Below are 21951 nucleotides of genomic sequence, written 5' to 3'. Positions count from 1 at the left end.
TTCCTCTACCCCTTGAATGATGACAGGCCGAAGTCGCCGAACGGTTCGTCGCGTTCGCGCACTGCTTGCTTGAATCCGGCTTCGGCCGCGCGTTGCTGAAAGGCGTAGCCTTCCGGCGTGTGTCGGGTGATGCCATCGAATACCGTGCCCAGAATCTGGGTGGTGTGCAGGCCCTGCTGCATGACGGACTGGTTCAGCAGCAGCTTCATCATGATCAACTGATTGACGGGCATGCGCGCAATGCGTTCCAGCAGGGCTTCAAAGCGAGTGCCCAGCGCCTCTGGCGGCGCCGATTCGATAGCGAGCCCCCACGCCTGTGCTTCCTTGCCGGACAGACAGTCACCGGTGAACAGCAGGCGCTTTGCCTTTTCCAGGCCAAGGCGATGAAACCACAGCGATGTGGTGGGGGAGCCCCAGACCCGCGCTGGCGGATAGCCGATCTTGGCGTCGTCCGCGATGACCAGCAGATCGGAGCACAGGGCCATGTCGGTGCCGCCTGCAACGCAGAAACCGTGCACCTTGCAGACCACTGGCTTGTCCGAGTGGAACAGGCTCATGAAGCCGCGCATATTGCGGCTCATCATGGCGTAGTCGGTCATCGGGTCCCAGGTGCGGTCAGGCCGGTGGTTCTCGCGCTGCACCAGCGGGTCCAGCGGCGAGCCGGGCGGCCAGTCGCCGCCGGGGTTGTCCATCGTCATGTCCTGGGCGCTGTCCACCAGATCGTAACCGCCGCAGAAGCCGGAACCGTTGCCCGCCAGGGCGATAACGTGCACCGCCGGGTCCAGGTTGGCCTGCTCGACACAGGCCGCCATCTCGCGGGGCATGTCCATGGTGATGCCGTTGCCGCGGGCTGGCCGGTTCAGCGTAATACGGGCGATGCGACCTGTGACCTCGTAGGTCATCGTCTTCAATGTATCCATGGTTGCCTGCCACTCAGATGCCGATGTGATCCGTCATTTCTATTGGTTGTTACATAGTTTGTCAATATTAACTTTTATGAGTAACATTCTGATCCATGCCGGGCCCATGCCGGGCCCATGCCTGAAAAGCGCCTGGAAAGCGCCTGGAAGGTGGTCCCCAGGGGTCTGCAAGGGGATACTTGCCGGCTGATAAAGAGGATGGTCATGCAGCTGAACCCGAAAGATCTGATCCTGACCCTCTTGCTCGCGGCTGATGACCGGGAGCTGGAGGCCCGCGAAGCGGTGTCCGCCTGCGCCCTGTTCGGCGTGCGGGCCAACAGCGTGCGCGTGGCGCTGGTGCGGCTGAATGCGGCGGGGCTGATCGAGGCCGTCGGGCGTGGCAGCTATCGCCTGGGGGCGAAAGCAGTGGGTCTCGCCGGCGAACTTGGCCTCTGGAAACAGGCGGAGGCGCGTATCAGGCCCTGGCAGGGTGACTGGCTGATGGTGCATACCGGCGAACTGAAACGCAGCGACAAACCGGCCATGAACCGGCGCCAGCGCGCGCTGCGCCTGGCCGGCTTCGAAGCCCTGCAACGGGACATCTACCTCAGGCCAGACAACCTGGTGGAAGATATCGCGGCACTGCGCCAGCGCCTGCAACGGCTTGGCCTGGACGCCGAAGCCCTGGTCTGGCGCGCCCAGGCCCTGGACCCGGCGAGCGAGGCCCAGGCCCGCACACTGTGGGACGGCCCGGCGCTTACCGCGCAATATCGCGAATCCACCCGGCGCATTCGGGAATGGCTGGCAAAGATGCCGGCACTGGATCTGGACGAAGCCGCACGCGAATCCTTTCTGCTGGGCAACGCGGTTATCCGCCAGATGATCTACGACCCCCTTCTTCCCGACCCACTCGTGGACAGCGCGGCACGCCGAGACTGCCTGGCGGCTGTGCAGGACATCGATGAAGTCGGCCACGACATATGGCGGCGCCTGCGGGATGCGGCATTTTCTGCCGCTCCAGAGAGCGCTGGCTCCGTTGACTGAGGCGGGTTGGCTCGGACTTGCGCTGAAATTGCCATGGGCAGTATCATACGTCGTAACAATACCCGCCAAGGCTATGCTCTTCGGAGTACCCTCAAACCGGCGGGTTACTTGTTTATGAGGGGCTGAAAATGGATTTCACCAAGCCCGCCCGGACCTGGCAAGAGCAGCTGGAGCTGCTACAGGCCCGTGGGTTGATTATTCCTGATGCAGATCGAGCCGGGCACTACCTTGCGCATATCAACTACTATCGGTTGACCGGGTACTGGCTACCTTTCGAAGAAGATCATGCCAGTCACAGGTTCAGGTCAGGCGCGTCTTTTGATGATGTGCTGAATCTCTACATTTTTGATCGAGAGTTCCGTCTGCTATTGCTGGATGCGATTGAGAGAGTCGAGGTCTCCCTGCGTGCTCAGTGGGCTTATCACATGGCCCACAAACATGGCCCTCACAGTTATCTTGATGCGAGCCTGGCTACGGACCAAAAGCTTCATGCTCGTCACCTGGGCAAATTGCAGGACGAGATTTCTCGTTCTGATGAGATATTCATCCAGCATTATTGCCGTACCTACAGCAACCCGGTCTCGCCGCCAGTACGGTCTGTCAGTGAGATCATGTCGCTGGGTATGCTATCGCGCTGGATTACTCATATGGTTCCATCAGACAGGGCGCTGCTGGCACGAGTGTATGGGCTTGATCAAAATGTCCTGAAAGGGTTTGTTCGCCATCTGGCGTATGTGCGCAATCTGTGCGCCCATCACTGTCGTGTCTGGAACCGTGGCCTCACTGTGACTATGTCGCTGCCTCGTACTAAACCGGCGGCGTTGGTTAGCAGTTTCAACCCTGGCCAGCAAAGGCGTATATACAACACATTGGTAATGCTGGCGGCGCTGATGGATGTTGTATGCCCGGATAGTCAGTGGAAGAAAAGGTTGGGAGATTTGCTGGTGCAGCATCATATTGATGCTCATGCCATGGGCTTTCCCGAGGGCTGGCGGAATCTCCCGGTTTGGAGGTGACCCCGCCCCGCCTGGGTGCAGGAAATATTACCCATTTTACTTTTTTGATAAACGTGCTTGTAAAACAACGCGAAGATACGCCGTGCCGTATAGACCTGCCGTCATACAAAGCCCAGTCTCTGGTGTAGCCAATGCGAATTCAGAGTTGGTTCCGATAGTTAATGACGCTGGGAGCACACCATGAACAAGGATCAGGTTAAAGGTACGGCCAAGCAGGTTGAAGGCAAAGTCAAAGAGAAGACGGGCCAGACCCTGGGCAACAAGGAAATGGAAGTCAAAGGCAAGGTGAAGAATCAAGAAGGAAAGATTCAGGGCGCCTATGGCGACGCGAAAAACGATGTGAAGAAATAACTGACGTAATGACGAAGCGCGATGGCCGGGTGGACTTTTGTCCGCCCGGTTTTTTATGTGCAAGTAGAAAACGAGAAATGTGGTGGGCCCACCTGGACTCGAACCAGGGACCAAGGGATTATGAGTCCCCTGCTCTAACCAACTGAGCTATAGGCCCGGAAAGCTGAAAATCAGAAACGCTGTATTAATTTTTTTGCGGTCTTGCGGGTGCTGTAAACGCGCCAGCCGCTGAATAATGCAGCGGCTGGCGGTGTGTTTCAAGTGTTAATCAGCTGTCGCCATCGAGGAAGCTGCGCAGGTGTTCGCTGCGCGACGGATGGCGCAGTTTGCGCAGGGCCTTGGCTTCGATCTGACGAATCCGTTCCCGGGTGACGTCGAACTGTTTGCCGACTTCTTCCAGGGTGTGGTCGGTGTTCATGTCGATGCCGAAGCGCATGCGCAGGACTTTTGCTTCGCGGGCGGTCAGGTTCGCCAGTACCTCGCGGGTCGCTTCTTCCAGGCCGAGCATGGTGGCGGAGTCCACCGGGGATTCGATGTTGCCGTCCTCGATGAAATCGCCAAGGCTGGAATCTTCATCGTCGCCGATGGGGGTTTCCATGGAAATCGGTTCTTTGGCGATCTTCAGCACCTTGCGCACCTTGTCTTCCGGCATTTCCAGGCGTACGCCCAGTTCTTCCGGAGTAGGTTCGCGGCCCATTTCCTGCAGCATCTGGCGCTGTACCCGGTTGATCTTGTTGATGGTCTCGATCATGTGTACCGGAATACGGATGGTGCGCGCCTGGTCAGCGATGGAGCGGGTAATGGCCTGGCGAATCCACCAGGTGGCATAGGTGGAGAACTTGTAGCCACGGCGGTATTCGAACTTGTCCACGGCTTTCATCAGGCCGATGTTGCCTTCCTGAATCAGATCGAGGAACTGCAGGCCGCGGTTGGTGTATTTCTTGGCGATGGAAATCACCAGACGCAGGTTGGCCTCGACCATTTCTTTCTTGGCGCGGCGGGCCTTGGCTTCGCCGATGGAGACGCGGCGGTTGATTTCCTTGATGTCGGCGACCGGGACGCCAGCGGCTTCCTCGATCTGCAGCACGCGTTTCTGGGCGCGCACGATGTCGCCCTTGACGGCGTTGAAGCGGTCGTTGTCCAGCTTCACTTTCTTGCTGCGGGTCTGCTTGTCGGCCCAGTCGATATTGGTTTCGTTGCCGGGGAACGACTTGATGAATTCCTTGCGGTCCATGCCGCCGCGGCGGATGGCCAGTGCCATGATTTCGCGTTCATGGCGGCGAATCACGTCCAGGGTCATGCGCACTTGGCGCAGCAGCTCTTCATAGATGCGGGGCACCAGTTTGAAGATGGTGAACTGCTCGGCCAGCTGTTCCATGTGCTTGGCGGTGGTGGCGTGGTCGCGGCCGTTGCGCTTCAGGGAGCGCTGGGTTTTTTCCCACTGGGCGCGCAGGGCGTTGAAACGCTCGGCGGCCAGCACCGGGTCCAGGCTGCCATCGTCCTCGTCGTCATCATCGTCGTCGCTGTCGTCTTCGTCAGCGTCGTCTTTCTTGTCTTTCTCGTCCTTGCGGTTGGCGAACTGCGGCTCGGCCGGGGCAGAGGGGGCAGCGGCGCCATCGTCGTTGGGGTCGAGATAGCCGGCGATGATGTCGGAAATGCGACGCTCTTCGGCGGTCACGCGGTCGAACTCGGCCAGCACGATTTCCACGGTGCCGGGCCAGTAGGCCATGGCGTGCAGCACTTCGCGGATGCCTTCCTCGATGCGCTTGGCGATTTCGATTTCGCCTTCGCGGGTCAGCAGCTCCACGGTGCCCATTTCGCGCATGTACATGCGCACCGGGTCGGTGGTGCGGCCCGGTTCGGATTCCACGGAAGCCAGTACCGCAGCGGCTTCCTCGGCGGCAATTTCATCCGGGCTGTCGGTGTTCTCATCCATCATCAGCTGTTCGGCATCAGATGCCTTCTCAACGACGGGAATCCCCATGTCGTTGATCATCTGGATGATGTCTTCCACCTGATCGGTGTCAGTGATCGAATCCGGCAGGTGGTCGTTCACCTCAGCATAGGTCAGGTAACCCTGCTCTTTGCCCAAAGCGATCAGCTGCTTCAGCTGTGACTGCTGCTGCTCTTTCTGCGATGTCATGTCGCGGCCCGTGGTTGGAGTTGCCAAACGGCGGATTATACTGGAAGCCCGTGTTTATTCCTACACGCGCACCGCTGAAAGACGGTGGCAGCGTGCTTGTCGGCGCGTTTGAGGCGCAGGGTCGGGCTGTGTGAAAAACGTGTCGACAGGGGGAGATATCGGGTCGATACGGGGGATTTCAAGGTGCTGGTGGGAGGGGCGAGACCTAGCCCATCGGAGCCTGGTCCAGCGGCATGGACAGGCTCAGGCGGGCACTGCTCAGGGCCCGGGTCAGCTCGGAGAGGCGTCGGGCGTCGGGTTTGGCCTGCGCCACTTCGTGGGCAATGGCGGCCTCCAGGCGGCGGACTTCCAGCTGCTGTATGGCGTCGTGCCAATAGCGCCGGGTGGTGGTTTCGTCCATGGGCGCGCGCAGGGTCTCGCGTAACAGGCGGGCCAGGGTTTCGCCCTGTTCCAGCGCCATCAGGCTGCCCATGAGGGCGGCCGGGGGCAGGTCGGGGTTGTCGCGCACCAGCGCGCTGACCTGAAACAGCAGATCCAGTTGCGGCAGTTCCAGTTCTTCCACGCCCTCGGGCAGCGGTTTCTCGCGAATCAGGGTCGGGGTATTGAGCAGCATCAGGGTCATGCGCTCGCCCAGGCTCAGGGTGCTGCCACGGGGGCGCTGGGCCGGTGCGCGAGGCGCTGGCCGGGTGTTCTGCTTTGCACGGTCGTCAAAACGCGACGGCGGTGCAGCCTGGCCCGCCGTGCCGCCGTAGATATCGGCGGGGGGCATGTCGCCGCCCGGGTAGTTGTCGTGGCTGTCGGCATAACCGCTCGCATAGTCCTCCGGCGGCGGGGCAGGCGGGAGATCGCCGTTGTGAAAGTGCTGCCGGGGCGGTGCTGCGCTGTAGCTGCTGTTGCTGTGAGGGTTGCCGCTCCGATCGCCGGAATGGCCGCCAGCACTCGCGCGTGGCGCAGGCGCCGGGGTCAGCCGTTCCAGTTCTTCTTCGGTGAGCCGGGTGCGGTCGGCCAGTTCACGGCGCAGCAGGCTGCGGTAGAAGTCGCCGCGCACTTTCTGGATATACGGCAGGGCAAGGCGGGCGAGGCGGGCGCGGCCGTCTACGGTGCGCACATCCAGCCCCTCTTCCAGATGCCGGAACAGGAATTCGGACAGGCTGGGGGCCTCGGCGGCCATCGCCAGCAGGGCTTCGCGGCCCTGGGTGCGCACCAGGGTGTCCGGGTCTTCGCCGTCGGGGAGAAACAGAAAGCGGGCCTGTTTGCCATCTTCCAGTGTGGCCAGGGCGGATTCCAGAGCGCGCCAGGCGGCGTTGCGGCCCGCATTGTCGCCGTCGAAGCAGAACACCACTTCATCGACCTGGCGGAACAGCTTCTGGGCGTGGTCCTCGGTGGTGGCGGTGCCGAGGGTGGCCACGGCGTTATCGATGCCGTGCTGGGCCAGGGCGATGACGTCCATGTAGCCCTCCACCACGAACAGTTGCGGTGACTTGTCACGGCTCTGGCGCCACTCCCACAGGCCGTAGAGTTCGCGGCCCTTGTGGAACACCGGGGTTTCCGGGGAGTTCAGGTATTTGGGTTTGCCGTCGCCGAGCAGGCGCCCGCCGAAGCCGATGGTGCGGCCGCGGGTGTCGCGGATCGGGAACATGATGCGGTCGCGGAACTTGTCGTAGGTGCGGCCGGTGTCGTCACGGCGCACCAGCAGGCCCGCTTCCAGGGCCAGATCCAGGCCTGGCTGATCCAGGGACAGGCTGGTCATCAGGTTATCAAAGCCCGGCGGGGCAAAGCCGAGGCCGAAGCGGGCGGCGACGGTGCCGCTCAGGCCGCGCCCCTTGAGGTAGGTCACGGCGCTCTGGCGCTCCGGGGCGCTCTTGAGCTGCTGGCGGTAATAGCGGTCGGCGCGGGACAGCAGGTCGAGGATGCGTTGCACCTGATCCTTGCGGGCCACGTCCTGGGCGGTCTCCGGGCGTTCTCGGGGCACTTCCACGCCGGCCTTGTCGGCCAGCTGTTTGACGGCTTCCGGGAAGCTGAGGTGCTCGTATTCCATCAGGAAGCCCACGGCGTTGCCTTTGGCGCCGCAGCCGAAGCAGTAATAGAACTGTTTGTCCGGGGCGACGGTGAAAGAGGGCGTCTTTTCGTTATGAAACGGGCAACAGGCACTGTAATTGCGGCCGGTCTTTTTCAGGGGTACGCGCGCATCGATCAGTTCCACCAGATCAGTGCGGGCGAGCAGGTCCTGAACAAAAGCCTCGGGGATGCGTGACATGAGTGCCGTATCGGTTGCTGTTGAGTGTGGTCGAGTGTGGTGGCCAATGCGCCATGGAATCAGGACGCCAGTGTAGCCTGCATGGCGCAGGCCGCCCAGCACGGATACCTCGTTCCCCTGGCTGGGACACGAGCGCGCCGACAAGCGTGTGACGGCAAGTCAGGAAAACGAGAGAGGGGGGTGGTTCAAGGGTAGTGTTGGCGAGCTGCCCGGTGTTACTGCAATCGCGCGCGGATCTTGCCGCTGACGGCGCCCATGTCGGCGCGGCCCTGCAATTGCGGCTTGAGCAGGCCCATGACCTTGCCCATGTCCTGCATGCCGGCAGCGCCGCTGTCGGCAATCGCCCGGGTGATCAGCGCATCGATCTCGTCATCCGAGAGCGGTTGCGGCATGAACTCCCGCAGTACCTCAATCTCTGCCAGCTCAATGTCAGCCAGTTCCTGACGGCCCGCGTCGGCGTACTGGCGGGCGGCGTCCTGACGTTGCTTGAGCTGCTTGTCGAAAATGGCGAGCACGCGGCTGTCATCCAGCTCGATGCGCTCGTCCACTTCCACCTGCTTGAGCGCGGCCAGCACCATACGGATAGTGCCCAGACGGACACTGTCCTTGGCTCGCATGGCATCTTTCATGGCGTCCGTAAGACGGGCCTTGATGGCGCTCATGGCAGGTATCCGGCAGGAATCAGTACAGACGCTTGCGGATCAGCTGCTCGCGGGACACCTTCTTCAGGTGGCGCTTGACGGCGGCCGCACGCTTGCGCTTGCGTTCCTGGGTGGGCTTCTCGTAGAACTCACGGCGACGTACTTCGGCCAGGATGCCAGCCTTCTCGCAGGAGCGCTTGAAGCGGCGCAGTGCCACGTCAAACGGTTCGCCTTCCTTTACTCGTACTTGCGGCATGCACAATCACCTTTGTATAGCGGGGCGCGCCAGGCGACCCGTTTAAGTAGTCAATCATGCCCGAAGCGGCCTGGATCAGGTCTGCGGGGCAAAGAGCGCGGCATTCTACCGGAGCCGGAGGGATTTGCAAAGGTACGTTTCATCCTGTCGACACGGTGATCCGGCGTGTTGCTGGCGCTGCCCGGGCTGCCGCTTTATCATCCGCACGCCATTTCCGGAGGTTCCATGCGCGTTCTGGGTATCGAAACCAGCTGTGACGAGACCGGCATTGCCCTGTATGACACGGATCGGGGCCTGCTGGCGGAAGCACTCTACAGTCAGGTGAGCATGCATGCCGAATACGGCGGCGTGGTGCCGGAGCTTGCCAGTCGCGACCATATCCGGCGCCTGCTGCCGCTGCTGCAGCAGGTGCTGGACGACGCGGGCTGCACCGCCGGGCAGATAGACGCCATCGCCTATACCGCCGGCCCGGGGCTGGCGGGGGCCTTGCTGGTGGGGGCCGCCACGGCGCAGTCGCTGGCGTTTGCCTGGGATATTCCGGCGTTGCCGGTCCACCATATGGAAGGCCATCTGCTGGCGCCCTTGCTGGAAGAGAATCCGCCGGCGTTTCCCTTTGTGGCGTTGCTGGTCAGCGGCGGCCACACCATGCTGCTGGATGCCCGGGGGCTGGGCGATTACCACTTGCTCGGGGAATCCCTGGATGATGCCGCTGGCGAAGCCTTCGACAAGGCCGCCAAGATGATGGGCCTGGGGTACCCCGGTGGGCCGCGCATCAGCGCGCTGGCGCAGCAGGGCGACCCGGCCCGCTTCACCTTCCCGCGGCCGATGACCGATCGGCCGGGGCTGGATTTCAGTTTCTCCGGCCTGAAGACCTATTGCCTCAATACCATCGCCGCCTGCGGCGGCAAGGACGCGCTGTCCGAGCAGGATCGTGCCGACATTGCCCGCGCCTTCGAGACGGCGGTGGTGGAAACCCTGGTGATCAAATGTCGCCGGGCCATGCAGGAAACCGGGCACACCACCCTGGTGATGGCGGGCGGCGTCAGCGCCAATACGCATTTGCGGGCGCGTTTGAACGAGGCGCTCGGCAAGCAGGGCGTGCGGGTCTGTTATCCCCGCCATGACTTGTGTACGGATAATGGCGCGATGATCGCCTACGCGGGCGCGCTGCGCCTGCTCGCCGGTGAGCGGCATCCGGGATTGGGAATCAGCGTGCGGGCGCGTTGGCCGTTGATGGAGTTGGTGCCGGTTGGAGGGATTGGAGAGTGATGGGGCATGGTGCGCTTCGCTGTGCTCAGCACACCCTACGGGAAGCAGGTTGCGTAGGGTGTGCTGAGCACAGCGAAGCGCACCAGCTCCCGCTCACTGCTTGTTGCGAAACCCCAACTCTTTCCCGGTAAGCAAATTACGAATATTGCTGTGATGCCGCGCCAACAACATGGCCGTAAGCAGCAGCATCGGCCAGAAAGCCGCCGGCAACCACATATGAATCGCCACCGGCATGGCAATGAACGCCAGCATTGAGGCCAGAGAAGACACGCGGAACAGGCCGAACACCAGCAGCCAGGTCGCGCCGGTGACCAGCCCGCTGGGCCAGTGCAAGGCGAAGATCAGGCCGAAGGCGGTCGCCACGCCTTTACCGCCTCGCAGTTGGAAGAAGGCGGGAAACAGGTGGCCCAGGAAGGCACAAAAGCCAGCCAGTGCGGCGACGGTCATGCTCTGGTTCAGCAACACGGCGGCCAATACGGGAAGGACACCTTTCAGCACATCCCCCGCCAGCGTCATGGCCGCAGCCGGTTTGCCGGCAATGCGCAGCACGTTGGTGGCCCCGGGATTGCTGGAGCCCTCGGTGCGAGGGTCGGGGTAGCCAAGGGCTTTGCAGATCAGGATGGCGCTCGACACCGAGCCCAGCAGGTAGCCACCAAGACAGAGCAGCAGTACCAGCCACCAGGCTTCCTGTAATGTGCTGAAATCCACGGGTTATAATCCTCGTCCTTTGATTGAAACAGGTGTCCGTGACGCCCCGTTCTCCCGCCGCGCAGTATAACGTCATCGCGTGAAGCGGGTATGACGTCGTCCGCCGGTGTCCGGCAGGCCGGGGTGTATCCTTGACCAAAACGCATTACCCTTGCGCATCCGGCGGCACAGCGGGGCAGGCTGGTGTGCAAGATTCGCACGATTGCATGGGGATTGGAAATGGACATCGTCTATATACGTGACCTGAAAGTGGACACGGTGATCGGCATCTTCGACTGGGAGCGCCGCATCCGCCAGACCGTCAGCCTGGATCTGGAAATGGCGGCCGATATTCGCCGCGCCGCTGCCACGGACAGTATCGACGACACGCTGGATTACAAAGCGGTGGGCAAACGCCTGATCCGTTTTATCCAGGCGTCCGAGTTTCAACTGGTGGAAACCTTGTGTGAGCGCTGTGCCGAAATCGTGCTGACAGAGTTCGATGTGCCCTGGTGCCGTCTGCGGGTGTCCAAGCCCGGCGCGCTGCGGGGTTCTCAGGATGTGGGTGTGATTATTGAGCGAGGTGAGCGTCCCTGATGCTGGTTTACCTGAGTCTCGGGTCGAATATCGACCGTGAGCATAATATCCGTTCCGGCCTGGATGCGTTGGCGGCCGCTTTCGACAGGGTGCAGATCAGCCCGGTGTATGAGAGTGAGGCCGTGGGCTTCGATGGCGAGGCGTTTCTCAATCTGGTGGCGCGCATCGATACGGCGTTGCCGGTGGGGGCGCTGGCGGAGCGGTTGCGGGAGATTGAGGCGGCACATGGTCGGGTGCGCGGGCAGAAGAAGTTTTCCAGCCGAACGCTGGATATTGATGTGCTGACGTATGGCGACGCTGTGGGAGTGATCGACGGTGTCGAGCTGCCCCGGGATGAAATACTCAAGCATGCCTTTGTGTTGCAGCCGCTGGCCGATCTGGCACCGGATGAACGTCATCCGGTGCTGGGCAAGACTTACACCGCATTGCTGGCAGAAAAGGACTTTTCCCGCCAGGCACTGTGGCAGATTCCCTTTCCCTGGCCGCTCCCTGGGCCACACACCGGCTGACATGTTTTCCGTTGTTCGTGTTTTCCTGTGAGACTGTCTCAGTTGCCAGTCTATGCCGTCAGTCTATGCCGCCAGGCTCAGCCGCCATGGAATGACAGCGAGCGGCCGCCGTCCACGGCAAGGATCTGGCCGGTGACATAGGGTGCGTCCAGTGCCAGCCAGGCAACGGCACCGGCAATGTCCTCCGGCTGCCCGCAGCGCCCCAGTGCGGTGGCATCCAGAATGTCTGCCTGATTACCTTGCCCCCCTTCCGGCCACAGAATCGGCCCGGGGGAGACCCCGTTGATGCGCACATCCGGCCCCAGTTCCCGTGCCATGCTGCGCGTCAGGCTGGCGAGCCCGGCCTTTGCCATGCAGTAGAGGCTGTGTTGCGCGAGGGGTTTCTCGGCGTACACATCAATCAGATTGACGACGCTGCCGCCGTGTTTGCGCAGGGTGTCTTCCAGCGCCTGGATCAACAGAAACGGGGCGCGCAGGTTGCTGTGCATCAGCGCATCCCAGTCGTCGTCGCTGGCCTGCGCCAGGGGGGTGGGGTAAAAACTGGAGGCATTGTTCACCAGCACATCAATGCCGCCCCACTGGGCCAGCGCCTCCCGGGCCAGGTGGCGCACGGCATCGGGCTCGTTGAGGTTGGCGACCAGCACCCGTGCGGAATCCGGTTGCAGGCGGTTCAGCTCCTGCGCCAGTTCATCGGCTTCGACGGTGCTGCGCCGGCAATGGATGATGATGTTCATACCGCGCTTGTGTAGCGTGCGGGCAATCTCAGCGCCGATGCGGCGGGCTGCGCCGGTGATTAGTGCGACTTTTGCCATGCTGACTGATACTCCCTGATCGCCTGGATGCGGGCCTGCTCGATGGCATCGCCCAGTGCCTTGCCGGTTTTGCCGCTCTCGCGTACTGCATCAATATCCACATCGCGGGCCGCTGCCGCCGCGCCCGTCAGAAACGTGCGCTGGGGGTAGGGCTGTTGTGCCTGCCCCTCTCGTCCCCGGGCATCGGCCTCGCAGGCGGACAGGAACAGGGGGAAACGTTCCGGGCGACGCAGTACATCGAATGCGCGCAACAGTTTCCATATTGTCGCGGGGCGCAGCGTCAAGGCGCGATGGGCATGGGTATGCCAGGTGGCCGTCAGCTCGCCCAGCGCGCGAAACTCGGTCGGGACCCGCAGGCGTTCTGCCAGCGTACCGACCAGCCGGGCTCCGCGCATTTCATGGGCGATGTGCTGCGGCCAGTTTTCGGGCAGCGTGCTGGCCTTGCCCAGATCATGCACCAGCACCGCAAACCGGGCGATCACCGGCAGGTTCATCTCCGCCGCCACGCGCAACGCCAAGTACTGGTGCGTGAGGGTGTCGATCTCCGGGTGGTGGGCCGCCGGTTGCGGTACGCCACGCAGGGCGGCCAGCTCCGGGAACAGCACCGTCAATGCGCCGCATTGCTCCAGTACCTGAAAATAAACCTCGGGCGTTTGTTCTGTCAGTGCTTTTTCTGTTTCTTTCCATATCCGTTCCGGGGCCAGGGTTGCCAGTTCGCCGGAGTCGGACAACTGGCGCATCAGAGCCAGCGTGTCGTCGGCGACCGTGAAGCCCAGCCAGTGATAGCGGGCGGCGAAACGGGCCACCCGCAGTACCCGCAACGGGTCCTCGGCGAAGGCGGGTGAGACATGGCGCAGGCGTCGGGCCTTGAGATCTTCCAGGCCGCCGTGGGGGTCCACGAGCGGGCCGCCCGGTTTACGGGCCATGGCGTTGATGGTGAGGTCCCGGCGCACCAGGTCGTCTTCCAGGGTGACATCGGGCGCGGCGTTGAAGGCAAAGCCGTGATAGCCGGTGCCGGCTTTGCGCTCGGTGCGCGCCAGGGCATATTCCTCTTTGCTCTGCGGATGGAGGAATACAGGGAAGTCGCGGCCCACAGGTGTATAGCCGAGTGTGTGGAGCTGTTCGGGCGTGGCGCCCACCACCACCCAGTCGCGCTCCTTGATCGGCAGGCCGAGCAGGTCGTCGCGGACAGCGCCCCCGACCAGGTATACATCAAGGTCTGACACAGTAAGGTCTCGCACAGCAAAGTCTGACATAGCGGCTTGCGCTTCATTGCCTGGATGCGCATCATGTTCGCATGATGACGCTGACCGATACATCACTTAACGCCATGAACACAGTGGCACCTAACGCAATGACACCGTTCGCTGCACCGCAGCAGACCACGGTGCTGCGTGCTGTGGCCAAGCCGGTGATGTGCCTGCGAGCACGCGTATGGCGCATGCGCCAGATGCTGCAGGGTGACGGTTGACAGATTCTCTGATTACCGAAAAGCCGCAGTGTCGTCCTGACCCTGCGGCTTTTTTCGTTTTACCGGGGCAGGTTTTTTAACAAGGAAATTACCATGTCTACCGGTCTCGCTTATCTCACCGTGGTGCTCGTCTGGGCGACCACACCGCTGGCCATCAACTGGAGCGCTGAAGCGGGCGCGCCGATCGGCAGTGTCTGGTTGCGTATGCTGCTGGCCACGCTGGTCGGCATGCTGTTGTTGCGCGCGCTGGGTGGCCGTATGCGCTGGCATCGTGATGCATTGCGCAGCTACGGCGCGGCGGTGCCCGGTGTGTTCGGTGCCATGAGCCTGTCCTATGCCGCATCGCTGCATGTGCCGTCCGGCCTGATCTCGGTGATGTTCGGGCTGGCGCCGCTGATTTCCGGTTTGATGATGCAGATGCTGCCGGGCAGTGTGCGGCTGCGCTTCTGGCACTGGGTGGGCTGTGCGCTGGGCGTATTGGGGCTGCTGGTGATCTTCAGTGATGCGCTGGTGCCGGGCAGTACAGCATTGCGTGGCGTGCTGATGCTGTTGGGCGCGGTGATCTGTTTCTGCGGCAGTGGCATTGCCGTGCAGCGTGTGGCGGCCGGGTTGCCGCCGTTGAATCAGACGTTGGGTGCCTTGACCCTGAGCCTGCCATTGTATGGCGTGCTGTGGCTGGTCAGTGGCGAGCCGTTGGTGGTGCCGCTGACGCCGCGTGGTATGGCGGCGGTGATCTATCTGGCGCTGTTCGGTTCGTTGCTGGGGTTCCTGTGTTATTTTCTGGTGCTGTCCCGGCTCAGTGCGGCGACGGTCGCGCTGGTGACCCTGATTACGCCAGTGCTGGCGCTGACACTGGGGATGCTGCTCAACAACGAGCAGCCCGCCCCGGCGTTGTTTGTCGGCGCCGGTCTGATTCTGGTGGCACTCGGCGCATACCTGTTCGCTGACCGGGGGTTGCGTGCGCGCAAAGGCCCTGAGCCTGCGGCGGGTGTGTCGAAGCCATCGTACCGAAGCGATCAATCCGTTGATTGATTTGGCCATTGTTGCCTGCCGGGGAGCGTGTTGTAGTGATGCGCTTTCCGGTCAGGTGCCAATTCAGGAGCGCACATCATGAAAACCCGTATCACCGAATTGCTTGGTATTCGCTATCCCATCGTCCAGGGTGGCATGCAGAATGTGGGCTATGCCGAATTGGCCGCCGCCGTATCCAATGCCGGCGCGCTGGGCATCATCACCGCGCTGACACAGCCGACACCAGAAGATCTGGACAAGGAAATCCGGCGCTGCAAGGAAATGACCGATCAACCTTTCGGCGTCAACCTGACGATTCTGCCGACCATCAAACCGGTGCCCTACGAGGAATATGCGCGAGTCATCTGCGAATCCGGGGTCAAGGTCGTGGAAACGGCGGGCCGTAATCCCGAACCGTTCATGCCGTATTTCAAGGATTATGACGTCAAGGTAGTGCACAAGTGCACGTCGGTACGGCATGCGTTGAAAGCAGAAAAAGTTGGCGTGTCCGCTGTCAGCGTGGATGGCTTTGAATGTGCCGGGCACCCGGGCGAAGACGATATTCCCAATCTGGTGTTGCTGCCGGCAGCGGCCGCAAAATTGAAAATTCCCATGCTCGCGTCCGGCGGTATCGGTAACGGGGCACAAATGGCGGCCTGTCTGGCGCTGGGTGCTGATGGCATCAATATGGGCACGCGTTTCATGGCGACACTGGAAGCGCCGATTCATGACAAGATCAAGCAGGCCGTGGTGGCCGCGTCCGAACTGGATACGGCGCTGATTTTCCGCCCCCTGAAAAACACCGCCCGCGTTTACAAGAACAAGGTGGCGGTGTCGGTCAACGAGATTGAGCGCGAGCAGGGCGCGGGTATGGAATTCGAGCTGATCCGTGACATGGTGGCGGGCGCCAAAGGCAAGATCGCGCTCACCGACGGCGATGTGGATTACGGTATCTGGACGGCCGGTATGGTGCAGGGGTTGATCAATAGCATTCCCTCCTGCGAAGACCTGGTGCAGGAAATCATCCGTGATTGCGAAGCTGTGATCCGGGAGCGTCTGAACGGCTTCCTGGCCGGCTGATTCAGGCGGGATCGGCGTCTTCGGGGGCGGCCGCGGGAATGGACAGACGCTCCAGTACGCGGCCATCCTCCACACTTTCCAGATGCACATCGAACTGCCACAACCGGTGCAGGTGCCGCAGCACGTCTGCGGCCTTGTCCCGGGCCAGTGGGCGACGATCCTGACGCACGTGCTGCAGGGTCAGTGACCGGTCACCACGTACCGCCGCCTCATACACCTGAATGTTGGGCTCATGAATGCTCAGGTTGTATTGCTCGGAGAGCAGTTGGCGTACCTGTTGGTAGCCGCGCTCATTGTGAATGGCGCGAATCTCCAGATGCGTTTCCGCATCGTCATCCAGCACCGCAAACAACTTCAGGTCGCGAATGACTTTGGGGGAGAGGAACTGCTGTATGAAGCTCTCATCCTTGAAACTCTGCATGGCGAACTTGAGGGTGCTCAACCAGTCGCTGCCGGCAATCTCCGGAAACCAGATGTTGTCTTCCTCTGTGGGCGCCTCGCAGATACGGCGCAGGTCCCGGAACATGGCAAAGCCCAGAGCATAGGGGTTGATGCCGCTGTACATCGGGCTGTCGAACGGGGGCTGATACACCACCTGGGCATGGTTCTGCAGAAACTCGAGCATGAAGCCCTCGGTTACCAGGCCTTCGTCATACATCTCATGCAGCAGTGTGTAATGCCAGAAGGTGGCCCAGCCCTCATTCATCACCTTGGTCTGGCGTTGCGGATAAAAGTACTGCGCCATTTTACGCACGATGCGTACGATTTCGCGCTGCCAGGGCTCCAGCAGCGGGGCGTTTTTCTCGATGAAATACAGCAGATTTTCCTGGGGCTCGGACGGGTAGCGCTGTGTCGGCTGGCGCCGCCGGATATCAGGCTGCATTTCCGGGAACGTTTTCCACAATTCCGATACCTGCTTTTGCAATGAGGCTTCGCGTTCCTGTTGACGGTTGCGCTCGGTCTCCGCAGAAATCGGATAGGGGCGCTTGTAACGGTCAACGCCGTAGTTCATCAGGGCATGACAGGAGTCCAGCATCTGCTCGACGGCGTTTACGCCATGGCGCTCTTCACACTCGGCGATGTAATGCCGGGCGAACACCAGATAGTCGATAATCGCCGAGGCATCTGTCCAGGTGCGAAACAGATAGTTGCCCTTGAAGAATGAATTGTGGCCGTAGCAGGCATGGGCAATCACCAGCGCCTGCATGGGCATGGTGTTCTCTTCCATGAGATAGGCAATGCAGGGGTTGGAATTGATGACAATTTCATATGCCAGACCCATCTGGCCGCGACGGTAGAGATTCTCCACCTCCACGAACTGCTTGCCAAAAGACCAGTGGTTGTATCCCACCGGCATGCCGACGGACGAGTAGGCGTCCATCATCTGTTCCGAGGAAATGACTTCAATCTGATTGGGGAACGTGTCCAGCCCGAAGCGTTCGTGGGCAATGCGTGCAATCTCCCGGTCGTACAGCGCTATCAGGTCAAAGTTCCACTCGGAGGTCTCCGATAGCGGTGCTTTGCGGCGCGGCCGGGTTTCGTTATCCGCCATGGCTCAGTGCTCCTCCAGTCTTTTCCTGAAAAGTTCACGGAACACAGGGTAGATGTCGCCGGGACCCTCGATCTGCTGCAGCGCAAAAACACCCGGCATGCTCTGCTGCAGCTGCATATAGCTGTTCCAGAGCGCCTGATGCCGGCGTGGCATGATTTCGATATAGGAGAAGTACTGCATTTTGGGCAGCAACTCCTCCTGAAGAATGCGTGTGCAGGCGGGGGAGTCGTCGTTCCAGTTATCGCCGTCTGAGGCTTGCGCGGCGTAGATATTCCAGCGGTCCTCCGGATAGCGCTCGCGAATGATATCTGCCGTCAGGCGCAGCGCGCTGGAGACAATGGTGCCGCCGGTCTCGCGGGAGTAGAAAAACTCTTCCTCGTCGACTTCCCGGGCGCTGGTATGATGGCGCACGAAGACCACTTCGGTGTACTGATAATTGCGCTGCAGGAAAAGATACAGCAGTAGAAAGAAGCGCTTGGCGAGGTCTTTCATCTCCTGGCTCATCGAGCCAGAGACATCCATGATGCAGAACATCACCGCCCGCGTCATTGGTATGGGCTGCCGCACCGTATGGTTGTAACGCAAGTCAACGGTATCCAGATAGGGGATGCCCTTGATGCGGCGCTCCAGACGCTCGATCTGTTCCTTGAGTTCGCCCAGGCGTGCCTGTCGGGCAATCGTCTGTTCCTGCTCCAGCAACGCATCGTACTCGCTCTGCAGATCACGCAGGCGCCGGCGCGCCGCTGCCGACAGCGCGCGGCGGCGCATGGAGGCCTGGCGCATGGAGCGTACGATGTTGATCTTGGAGGGGTTGCCCTGGCTGACGATGCCGCCATGGACAATGCGCGAGTGGGTGTCGCCCAGCAGTTGTCGTTTGACGAGATTGGGCAGTGCCAGGCCTTCAAAAAGAAAGTTGAGAAATTCCCCGGGGTCCAGCTCGAAGGCAAAGTCATCCAGCCCTTCGCCCTGGTCGCTGGCCTGATCACCACCCCCGCCTCCGCCGCCACCCGGTGGGCGCGCTATGGTGTCGCCTTGCTGGAACTCGCGATTGCCGGGGTGCACGACGGAGCGACGGCCGCCATGGCCGTGGTGGAACTGCGGTTCGCTGAGATCCTTGCGTGGAATGATGATGCGCTCACCGCGCTCCATGTCGCGGATGGAGCGCTGGTTTACCGCGGTATCCACGGCGTCGCGGATGTGTTCACGATAGCGCTCGAGAAAGCGCTGCCGGTTGACGGTGCTCTTGTTCTTGCCGTTGAGTCTGCGGTCGACAATGAAACTCATGTCGCACTCCTGATACCAACCCGGGCTATTGCGCCTTGCGAACGCGCAGATACCACTCTGACAGCAATCTCACCTGTTTCTCCGTGTAGCCGCGATCCATCATGCGCTGGACAAAGTCGCTGTGTTTCTTCTGGTCATCCTTCGAGCCTTTGGCGTTGAAGGAAATGACGGGAAGCAGATCCTCTGTGTTGGAGAACATTTTCTTCTCGATAACATTGCGCAGCTTCTGGTAGCTCGACCAGGTGGGGTTGCGGCCTTCATTGTTGGCGCGGGCACGTAGCACGAAGTTGACCACTTCGTTGCGGAAGTCCTTCGGGTTCGAGATTCCTGCGGGTTTCTCGATCTTTTCCAGCTCTTCGTTGAGCGACTGGCGATCGAATATCTCGCCGGTATCCGGGTCGCGGAATTCCTGATCCTGTATCCAGAAATCAGCGTAGGTGACGTAGCGATCAAAGATATTCTGGCCATACTCGGAATAGGATTCGAGGTAGGCGGTCTGGATTTCCTTGCCGATAAATTCCACGTAGCGCGGTACCAGGAATTCCTTGATGTAGCGGCGTAACTGCTCCTGCCGATCCTGAGCGAACTGCTCCTGTTCTATCTGCTGCTCCAGCACATGCATCAGATGCACCGGGTTGGCGGCGACCTCGCCATGATCAAAGTTGAACACCCGGGACAGAATCTTGAAAGCAAAGCGGGTAGAGATGCCGCTCATGCCTTCGTCAACGCCGGCGTTGTCGCGGTACTCCTGCAGGGATTTGGCTTTCGGGTCCACGTCCTTGAGGTTGTCGCCATTATAGATGCGCATCTTGGAGTAGATGCTGGAATTCTCCGGCTCCTTGAGGCGGGTCAGCACCGAGAACTGTGCCAGCATCTCCAGGGTGTCCGGGGCGCACTGTGCGTCGCGCAAACTGCTGTTGAAGAGCAGCTTTTCGTAGATCTTCACTTCTTCATCGAAGCGCAGGCAATAGGGCACCTTGACAATAAATACGCGGTCGATAAAGGCTTCGTTGTTCTTGTTGTTGCGGAAGGTTTGCCATTCGGCCTCGTTGGAATGCGCCAGTACAATGCCTTCATAGGGAATGGCGCCCATGTGCTCGGTGCCGTTGTAGTTGCCTTCCTGCGTGGCTGTCAACAGGGGGTGCAGGACCTTGATCGGTGCCTTGAACATCTCGACGAATTCCAGCAGGCCCTGATTGGCGCGGCACAGCCCGCCGGAGAAGCTGTAGGCGTCCGGATCGTTCTGGGCAAAATCCTCAAGTTTGCGGATGTCGACCTTGCCGACCAATGCCGAAATATCCTGGTTGTTTTCATCGCCGGGTTCCGTTTTGGCCAGCGCCACCTGATCCAGTATCGAGGGATACAGCTTGACGACACGGAACTGTGACAGGTCCCCGCCGGCCTCATGCAGGCGTTTGACGGCCCAGGGCGACATGATGGTGCGCAAGTAGCGGCGCGGTATGCCGAACTCTTCTTCCAGAATCGGACCATCTTCGTCCGCGTCGAACAGCGCCAGTGGTGATTCGTACACCGGCGATCCCTTGATGGCGTAGAAAGGCACGCGCTGCATCAGTGCCTTGAGTTTTTCTGCCAGGGAAGATTTGCCGCCACCCACCGGGCCCAGCAGGTAAAGAATCTGTTTTTTCTCCTCCAGGCCCTGGGCGGCGTGGCGGAAGTAGGCGACGATATTTTCAATCGCCTCTTCCATGCCATAAAAATCGCTGAAGGCCGGGTAGCGGCGAATCATCTTGTTGGAGAATATGCGCGACAGGCGAGGGTCTTTTGATGTGTCAATCAGTTCGGGTTCGCCGATAGCCAGAAGCATGCGTTCCGAGGCGGTGGCGTAACAGGCCGGGTCAGACTTGCAGAGCTGAAGGTACTCCTCGAGTGAATACTCTTCATGCTGTGTGGCTTCATAGCGGGTTTGATAGTGGCTGATAATGCTCATGCCTTGACTCCCTCACTCACTGCGTGCCGGCAATGTCTGGACCGGTGGCTACATGGACAGATTCCCGTGTTTGTTTAGAGCGCTTGTTAATAAAAGATGTTAAGAAAGAAGTGGCCTTTGCCTTGCATCTAGAATGGACACGAAGCGCTGCGAAAGTCAAAAAAATAATTGCATCAATCGCGATATACAACCGTGTGTGCGACGGAGCGTGCAGTAGTGTTTATGCCCGCGGCAGGCAGGGGGTAAACAGCGTGTGAAACAGAGGGCGGGAAAGAGACGCGACGGGAGGTTTGACGTCGCTCAGAGCAGGCAGTCACGGCAAACGCGGCGATTGTCCTCCAGCCGCAGTGCGGTGAGTGATCCGCCCCAGACACAGCCTGTATCCAGCGCTTCCAGATTAGCACCCTGAACCTGCCCTTCGAGTGCCGCCCAGTGCCCGAAAAGTATCCGTACGTCGGTTGCGCGGCGTTGGGGGTGCAGGAACCAGGGCATGAAGCCCGGGGGGGGCTCGTCGGCTTCCCCTTTGGTGCTCAATTCCAGGGCGCCCGCGGCATCCACAAAACGCATGCGTGTCAGGTAGTTGGTGATGACGCGCAAACGGGTCATACCGGTCAACTGATCATCCCAGGCAGCGGGCGTGTTGCCATACATGGCGTGAAAGAACGCGCTGGCGTTGTCCCCCGAGATCACCGCCTGCACTTCAGCAGCCCGCGCCAGGGTTTCGCTGGCGCTCCACAAGGGCGGCACACCGGCATGCACCAGAATGGCGCCAAAGGCCGGCAGGTCTACCGCCAGCGGCTGGCGACGCAGCCAGCCCAGCAGGATGTCGCGGTCGGGGGCTGCCAGTATCTCGCCAAGATCGCGCTCTTTGGCGCGCACCGGCGCAGCGCCGGCGGCCAGCGCCAGCAGGTGAAGGTCGTGGTTACCCAGCACGCAGGTGATGCTGTCGCGTAGCGCATAAATGCGGCGCAGCGTGCCCAGCGAGTCCTCGCCACGGCTGACCAGATCGCCGGCCAGCAGCAGATGATCATGGGCGGGGTCAAAGTCGATGTCGGCCAGCAGGCTCTCGAAGGCGCCCAGGCAGCCCTGGATATCGCCGATGGCATAGGTGCTCATAACGGTCT

At 61.0% G+C, this 21951-nt stretch carries 21 protein-coding genes and 1 tRNA gene; 9 read left to right on the top strand and 13 right to left on the bottom strand.

The annotated features are described in order from the left end of the window. Positions 1-5: 5 nt before the first annotated feature. A complete protein-coding gene (locus K8B33_RS13445) occupies positions 6-920 on the bottom strand; it encodes a crotonase/enoyl-CoA hydratase family protein (RefSeq protein WP_223427397.1) in 915 nt (304 codons plus the stop codon). A 204-nt stretch (positions 921-1124) separates the two neighbouring features. On the opposite strand from K8B33_RS13445, the gene K8B33_RS13440 reads away from it, so the two are divergent. The 3 genes from K8B33_RS13440 to K8B33_RS13430 all read left to right on the top strand — a co-directional run bounded on the left by K8B33_RS13440 (position 1125) and on the right by K8B33_RS13430 (position 3310). Further along, complete coding sequence (locus tag K8B33_RS13440) at positions 1125-1943, top strand: PaaX family transcriptional regulator C-terminal domain-containing protein (protein WP_223427396.1); 819 nt, start codon at positions 1125-1127, stop codon at positions 1941-1943. A gap of 128 nt (positions 1944-2071) precedes the next feature. Beyond that, positions 2072-2959: an Abi family protein gene (locus tag K8B33_RS13435; RefSeq protein WP_223427394.1), complete on the top strand. Its 888-nt coding sequence runs from the start codon at positions 2072-2074 to the stop codon at positions 2957-2959. Between the two features lie 180 nt (positions 2960-3139). Next, positions 3140-3310, top strand: a complete 171-nt coding sequence (locus K8B33_RS13430) for a CsbD family protein (protein ID WP_223427392.1) — start codon at positions 3140-3142, stop codon at positions 3308-3310. An 80-nt stretch (positions 3311-3390) separates the two neighbouring features. On the opposite strand, the gene K8B33_RS13425 is transcribed toward K8B33_RS13430, so the two are convergent. The 5 genes from K8B33_RS13425 to rpsU form a co-directional block, all read right to left on the bottom strand. After that, positions 3391-3467: transfer RNA gene (locus K8B33_RS13425), tRNA-Ile, on the bottom strand. Positions 3468-3578: 111 nt separating this feature from the next. Then, a complete protein-coding gene (rpoD, locus tag K8B33_RS13420; protein WP_223427389.1) occupies positions 3579-5453 on the bottom strand; it encodes an RNA polymerase sigma factor RpoD in 1875 nt (624 codons plus the stop codon). A 205-nt stretch (positions 5454-5658) separates the two neighbouring features. Further along, positions 5659-7710 (bottom strand): DNA primase, encoded by a 2052-nt coding sequence (gene dnaG / locus K8B33_RS13415; protein WP_223427387.1) that lies wholly within the window; start codon positions 7708-7710, stop codon positions 5659-5661. A 215-nt stretch (positions 7711-7925) separates the two neighbouring features. Then, the gene (locus K8B33_RS13410; protein WP_223427385.1) at positions 7926-8372 is read right to left on the bottom strand and encodes a GatB/YqeY domain-containing protein; all 447 of its coding nucleotides are present in this window, start codon (positions 8370-8372) and stop codon (positions 7926-7928) included. A 19-nt stretch (positions 8373-8391) separates the two neighbouring features. Then, a complete protein-coding gene (gene rpsU / locus K8B33_RS13405; RefSeq protein WP_223427383.1) occupies positions 8392-8607 on the bottom strand; it encodes a 30S ribosomal protein S21 in 216 nt (71 codons plus the stop codon). A gap of 225 nt (positions 8608-8832) precedes the next feature. Between rpsU and tsaD the strand changes: the two genes are divergently transcribed. Continuing rightward, positions 8833-9876 carry a tRNA (adenosine(37)-N6)-threonylcarbamoyltransferase complex transferase subunit TsaD gene (tsaD, locus tag K8B33_RS13400; RefSeq protein ID WP_223427381.1) on the top strand — a complete coding sequence of 348 codons (1044 nt, stop codon included), beginning with the start codon at positions 8833-8835 and terminating at the stop codon, positions 9874-9876. Positions 9877-9969: 93 nt separating this feature from the next. On the opposite strand, the gene plsY is transcribed toward tsaD, so the two are convergent. Next, entirely contained in the window at positions 9970-10584 is a 615-nt protein-coding gene (gene plsY, locus K8B33_RS13395; protein WP_223427379.1) for a glycerol-3-phosphate 1-O-acyltransferase PlsY, read from the bottom strand. A gap of 219 nt (positions 10585-10803) precedes the next feature. On the opposite strand from plsY, the gene folB reads away from it, so the two are divergent. Together folB and folK are read left to right on the top strand one after the other, a co-directional pair. Beyond that, a complete protein-coding gene (gene folB / locus K8B33_RS13390) occupies positions 10804-11160 on the top strand; it encodes a dihydroneopterin aldolase (protein WP_223427378.1) in 357 nt (118 codons plus the stop codon). Beyond that, positions 11160-11669, top strand: a complete 510-nt coding sequence (gene folK, locus K8B33_RS13385) for a 2-amino-4-hydroxy-6-hydroxymethyldihydropteridine diphosphokinase (RefSeq protein WP_223427377.1) — start codon at positions 11160-11162, stop codon at positions 11667-11669. The genes folB and folK overlap by 1 nt, the downstream gene beginning before the upstream one ends. 77 nt (positions 11670-11746) lie before the next feature. Here folK and K8B33_RS13380 read toward each other — a convergent pair whose 3' ends face one another. Next, positions 11747-12481, bottom strand: coding sequence for a pteridine reductase (locus K8B33_RS13380; protein ID WP_223427376.1), 735 nt, complete (start codon positions 12479-12481; stop codon positions 11747-11749). Next, positions 12463-13707, bottom strand: coding sequence for a multifunctional CCA addition/repair protein (locus K8B33_RS13375; protein ID WP_223427375.1), 1245 nt, complete (start codon positions 13705-13707; stop codon positions 12463-12465). The genes K8B33_RS13380 and K8B33_RS13375 overlap by 19 nt, the downstream gene beginning before the upstream one ends. Positions 13708-13778: 71 nt before the next feature. Here K8B33_RS13375 and K8B33_RS13370 point away from each other — a divergent pair, with 71 nt between their 5' ends. From K8B33_RS13370 to K8B33_RS13360, 3 genes are all read left to right on the top strand, one after another. Next, positions 13779-13952 (top strand): hypothetical protein, encoded by a 174-nt coding sequence (locus tag K8B33_RS13370; RefSeq protein WP_223427372.1) that lies wholly within the window; start codon positions 13779-13781, stop codon positions 13950-13952. A gap of 93 nt (positions 13953-14045) precedes the next feature. Then, the gene (locus K8B33_RS13365; protein ID WP_223427370.1) at positions 14046-14984 is read left to right on the top strand and encodes a DMT family transporter; all 939 of its coding nucleotides are present in this window, start codon (positions 14046-14048) and stop codon (positions 14982-14984) included. A 78-nt stretch (positions 14985-15062) separates the two neighbouring features. After that, complete coding sequence (locus K8B33_RS13360) at positions 15063-16043, top strand: NAD(P)H-dependent flavin oxidoreductase (protein ID WP_223427368.1); 981 nt, start codon at positions 15063-15065, stop codon at positions 16041-16043. Position 16044: 1 nt separating this feature from the next. Here K8B33_RS13360 and K8B33_RS13355 read toward each other — a convergent pair whose 3' ends face one another. The 4 genes from K8B33_RS13355 to K8B33_RS13340 form a co-directional block, all read right to left on the bottom strand. After that, on the bottom strand, positions 16045-17595 hold the full coding sequence (locus tag K8B33_RS13355) for a SpoVR family protein (protein ID WP_223427367.1): 1551 nt from the start codon (positions 17593-17595) through the stop codon (positions 16045-16047). Between the two features lie 3 nt (positions 17596-17598). Next, positions 17599-18879 (bottom strand): YeaH/YhbH family protein, encoded by a 1281-nt coding sequence (locus K8B33_RS13350; protein WP_223427366.1) that lies wholly within the window; start codon positions 18877-18879, stop codon positions 17599-17601. Between the two features lie 25 nt (positions 18880-18904). Next, complete coding sequence (locus tag K8B33_RS13345; RefSeq protein ID WP_223427365.1) at positions 18905-20827, bottom strand: PrkA family serine protein kinase; 1923 nt, start codon at positions 20825-20827, stop codon at positions 18905-18907. A gap of 300 nt (positions 20828-21127) precedes the next feature. After that, positions 21128-21943 (bottom strand): symmetrical bis(5'-nucleosyl)-tetraphosphatase, encoded by an 816-nt coding sequence (locus K8B33_RS13340; protein WP_223427364.1) that lies wholly within the window; start codon positions 21941-21943, stop codon positions 21128-21130. Positions 21944-21951 lie beyond the last annotated feature (8 nt).

Origin of the sequence: Alcanivorax limicola (genome assembly GCF_019931215.1) — a bacterium.
Taxonomy (GTDB): domain Bacteria; phylum Pseudomonadota; class Gammaproteobacteria; order Pseudomonadales; family Alcanivoracaceae; genus Isoalcanivorax; species Isoalcanivorax limicola.
Note: the sequence above shows the minus strand (reverse complement) of the source record. Positions and strands in the feature narration are given on the sequence as shown.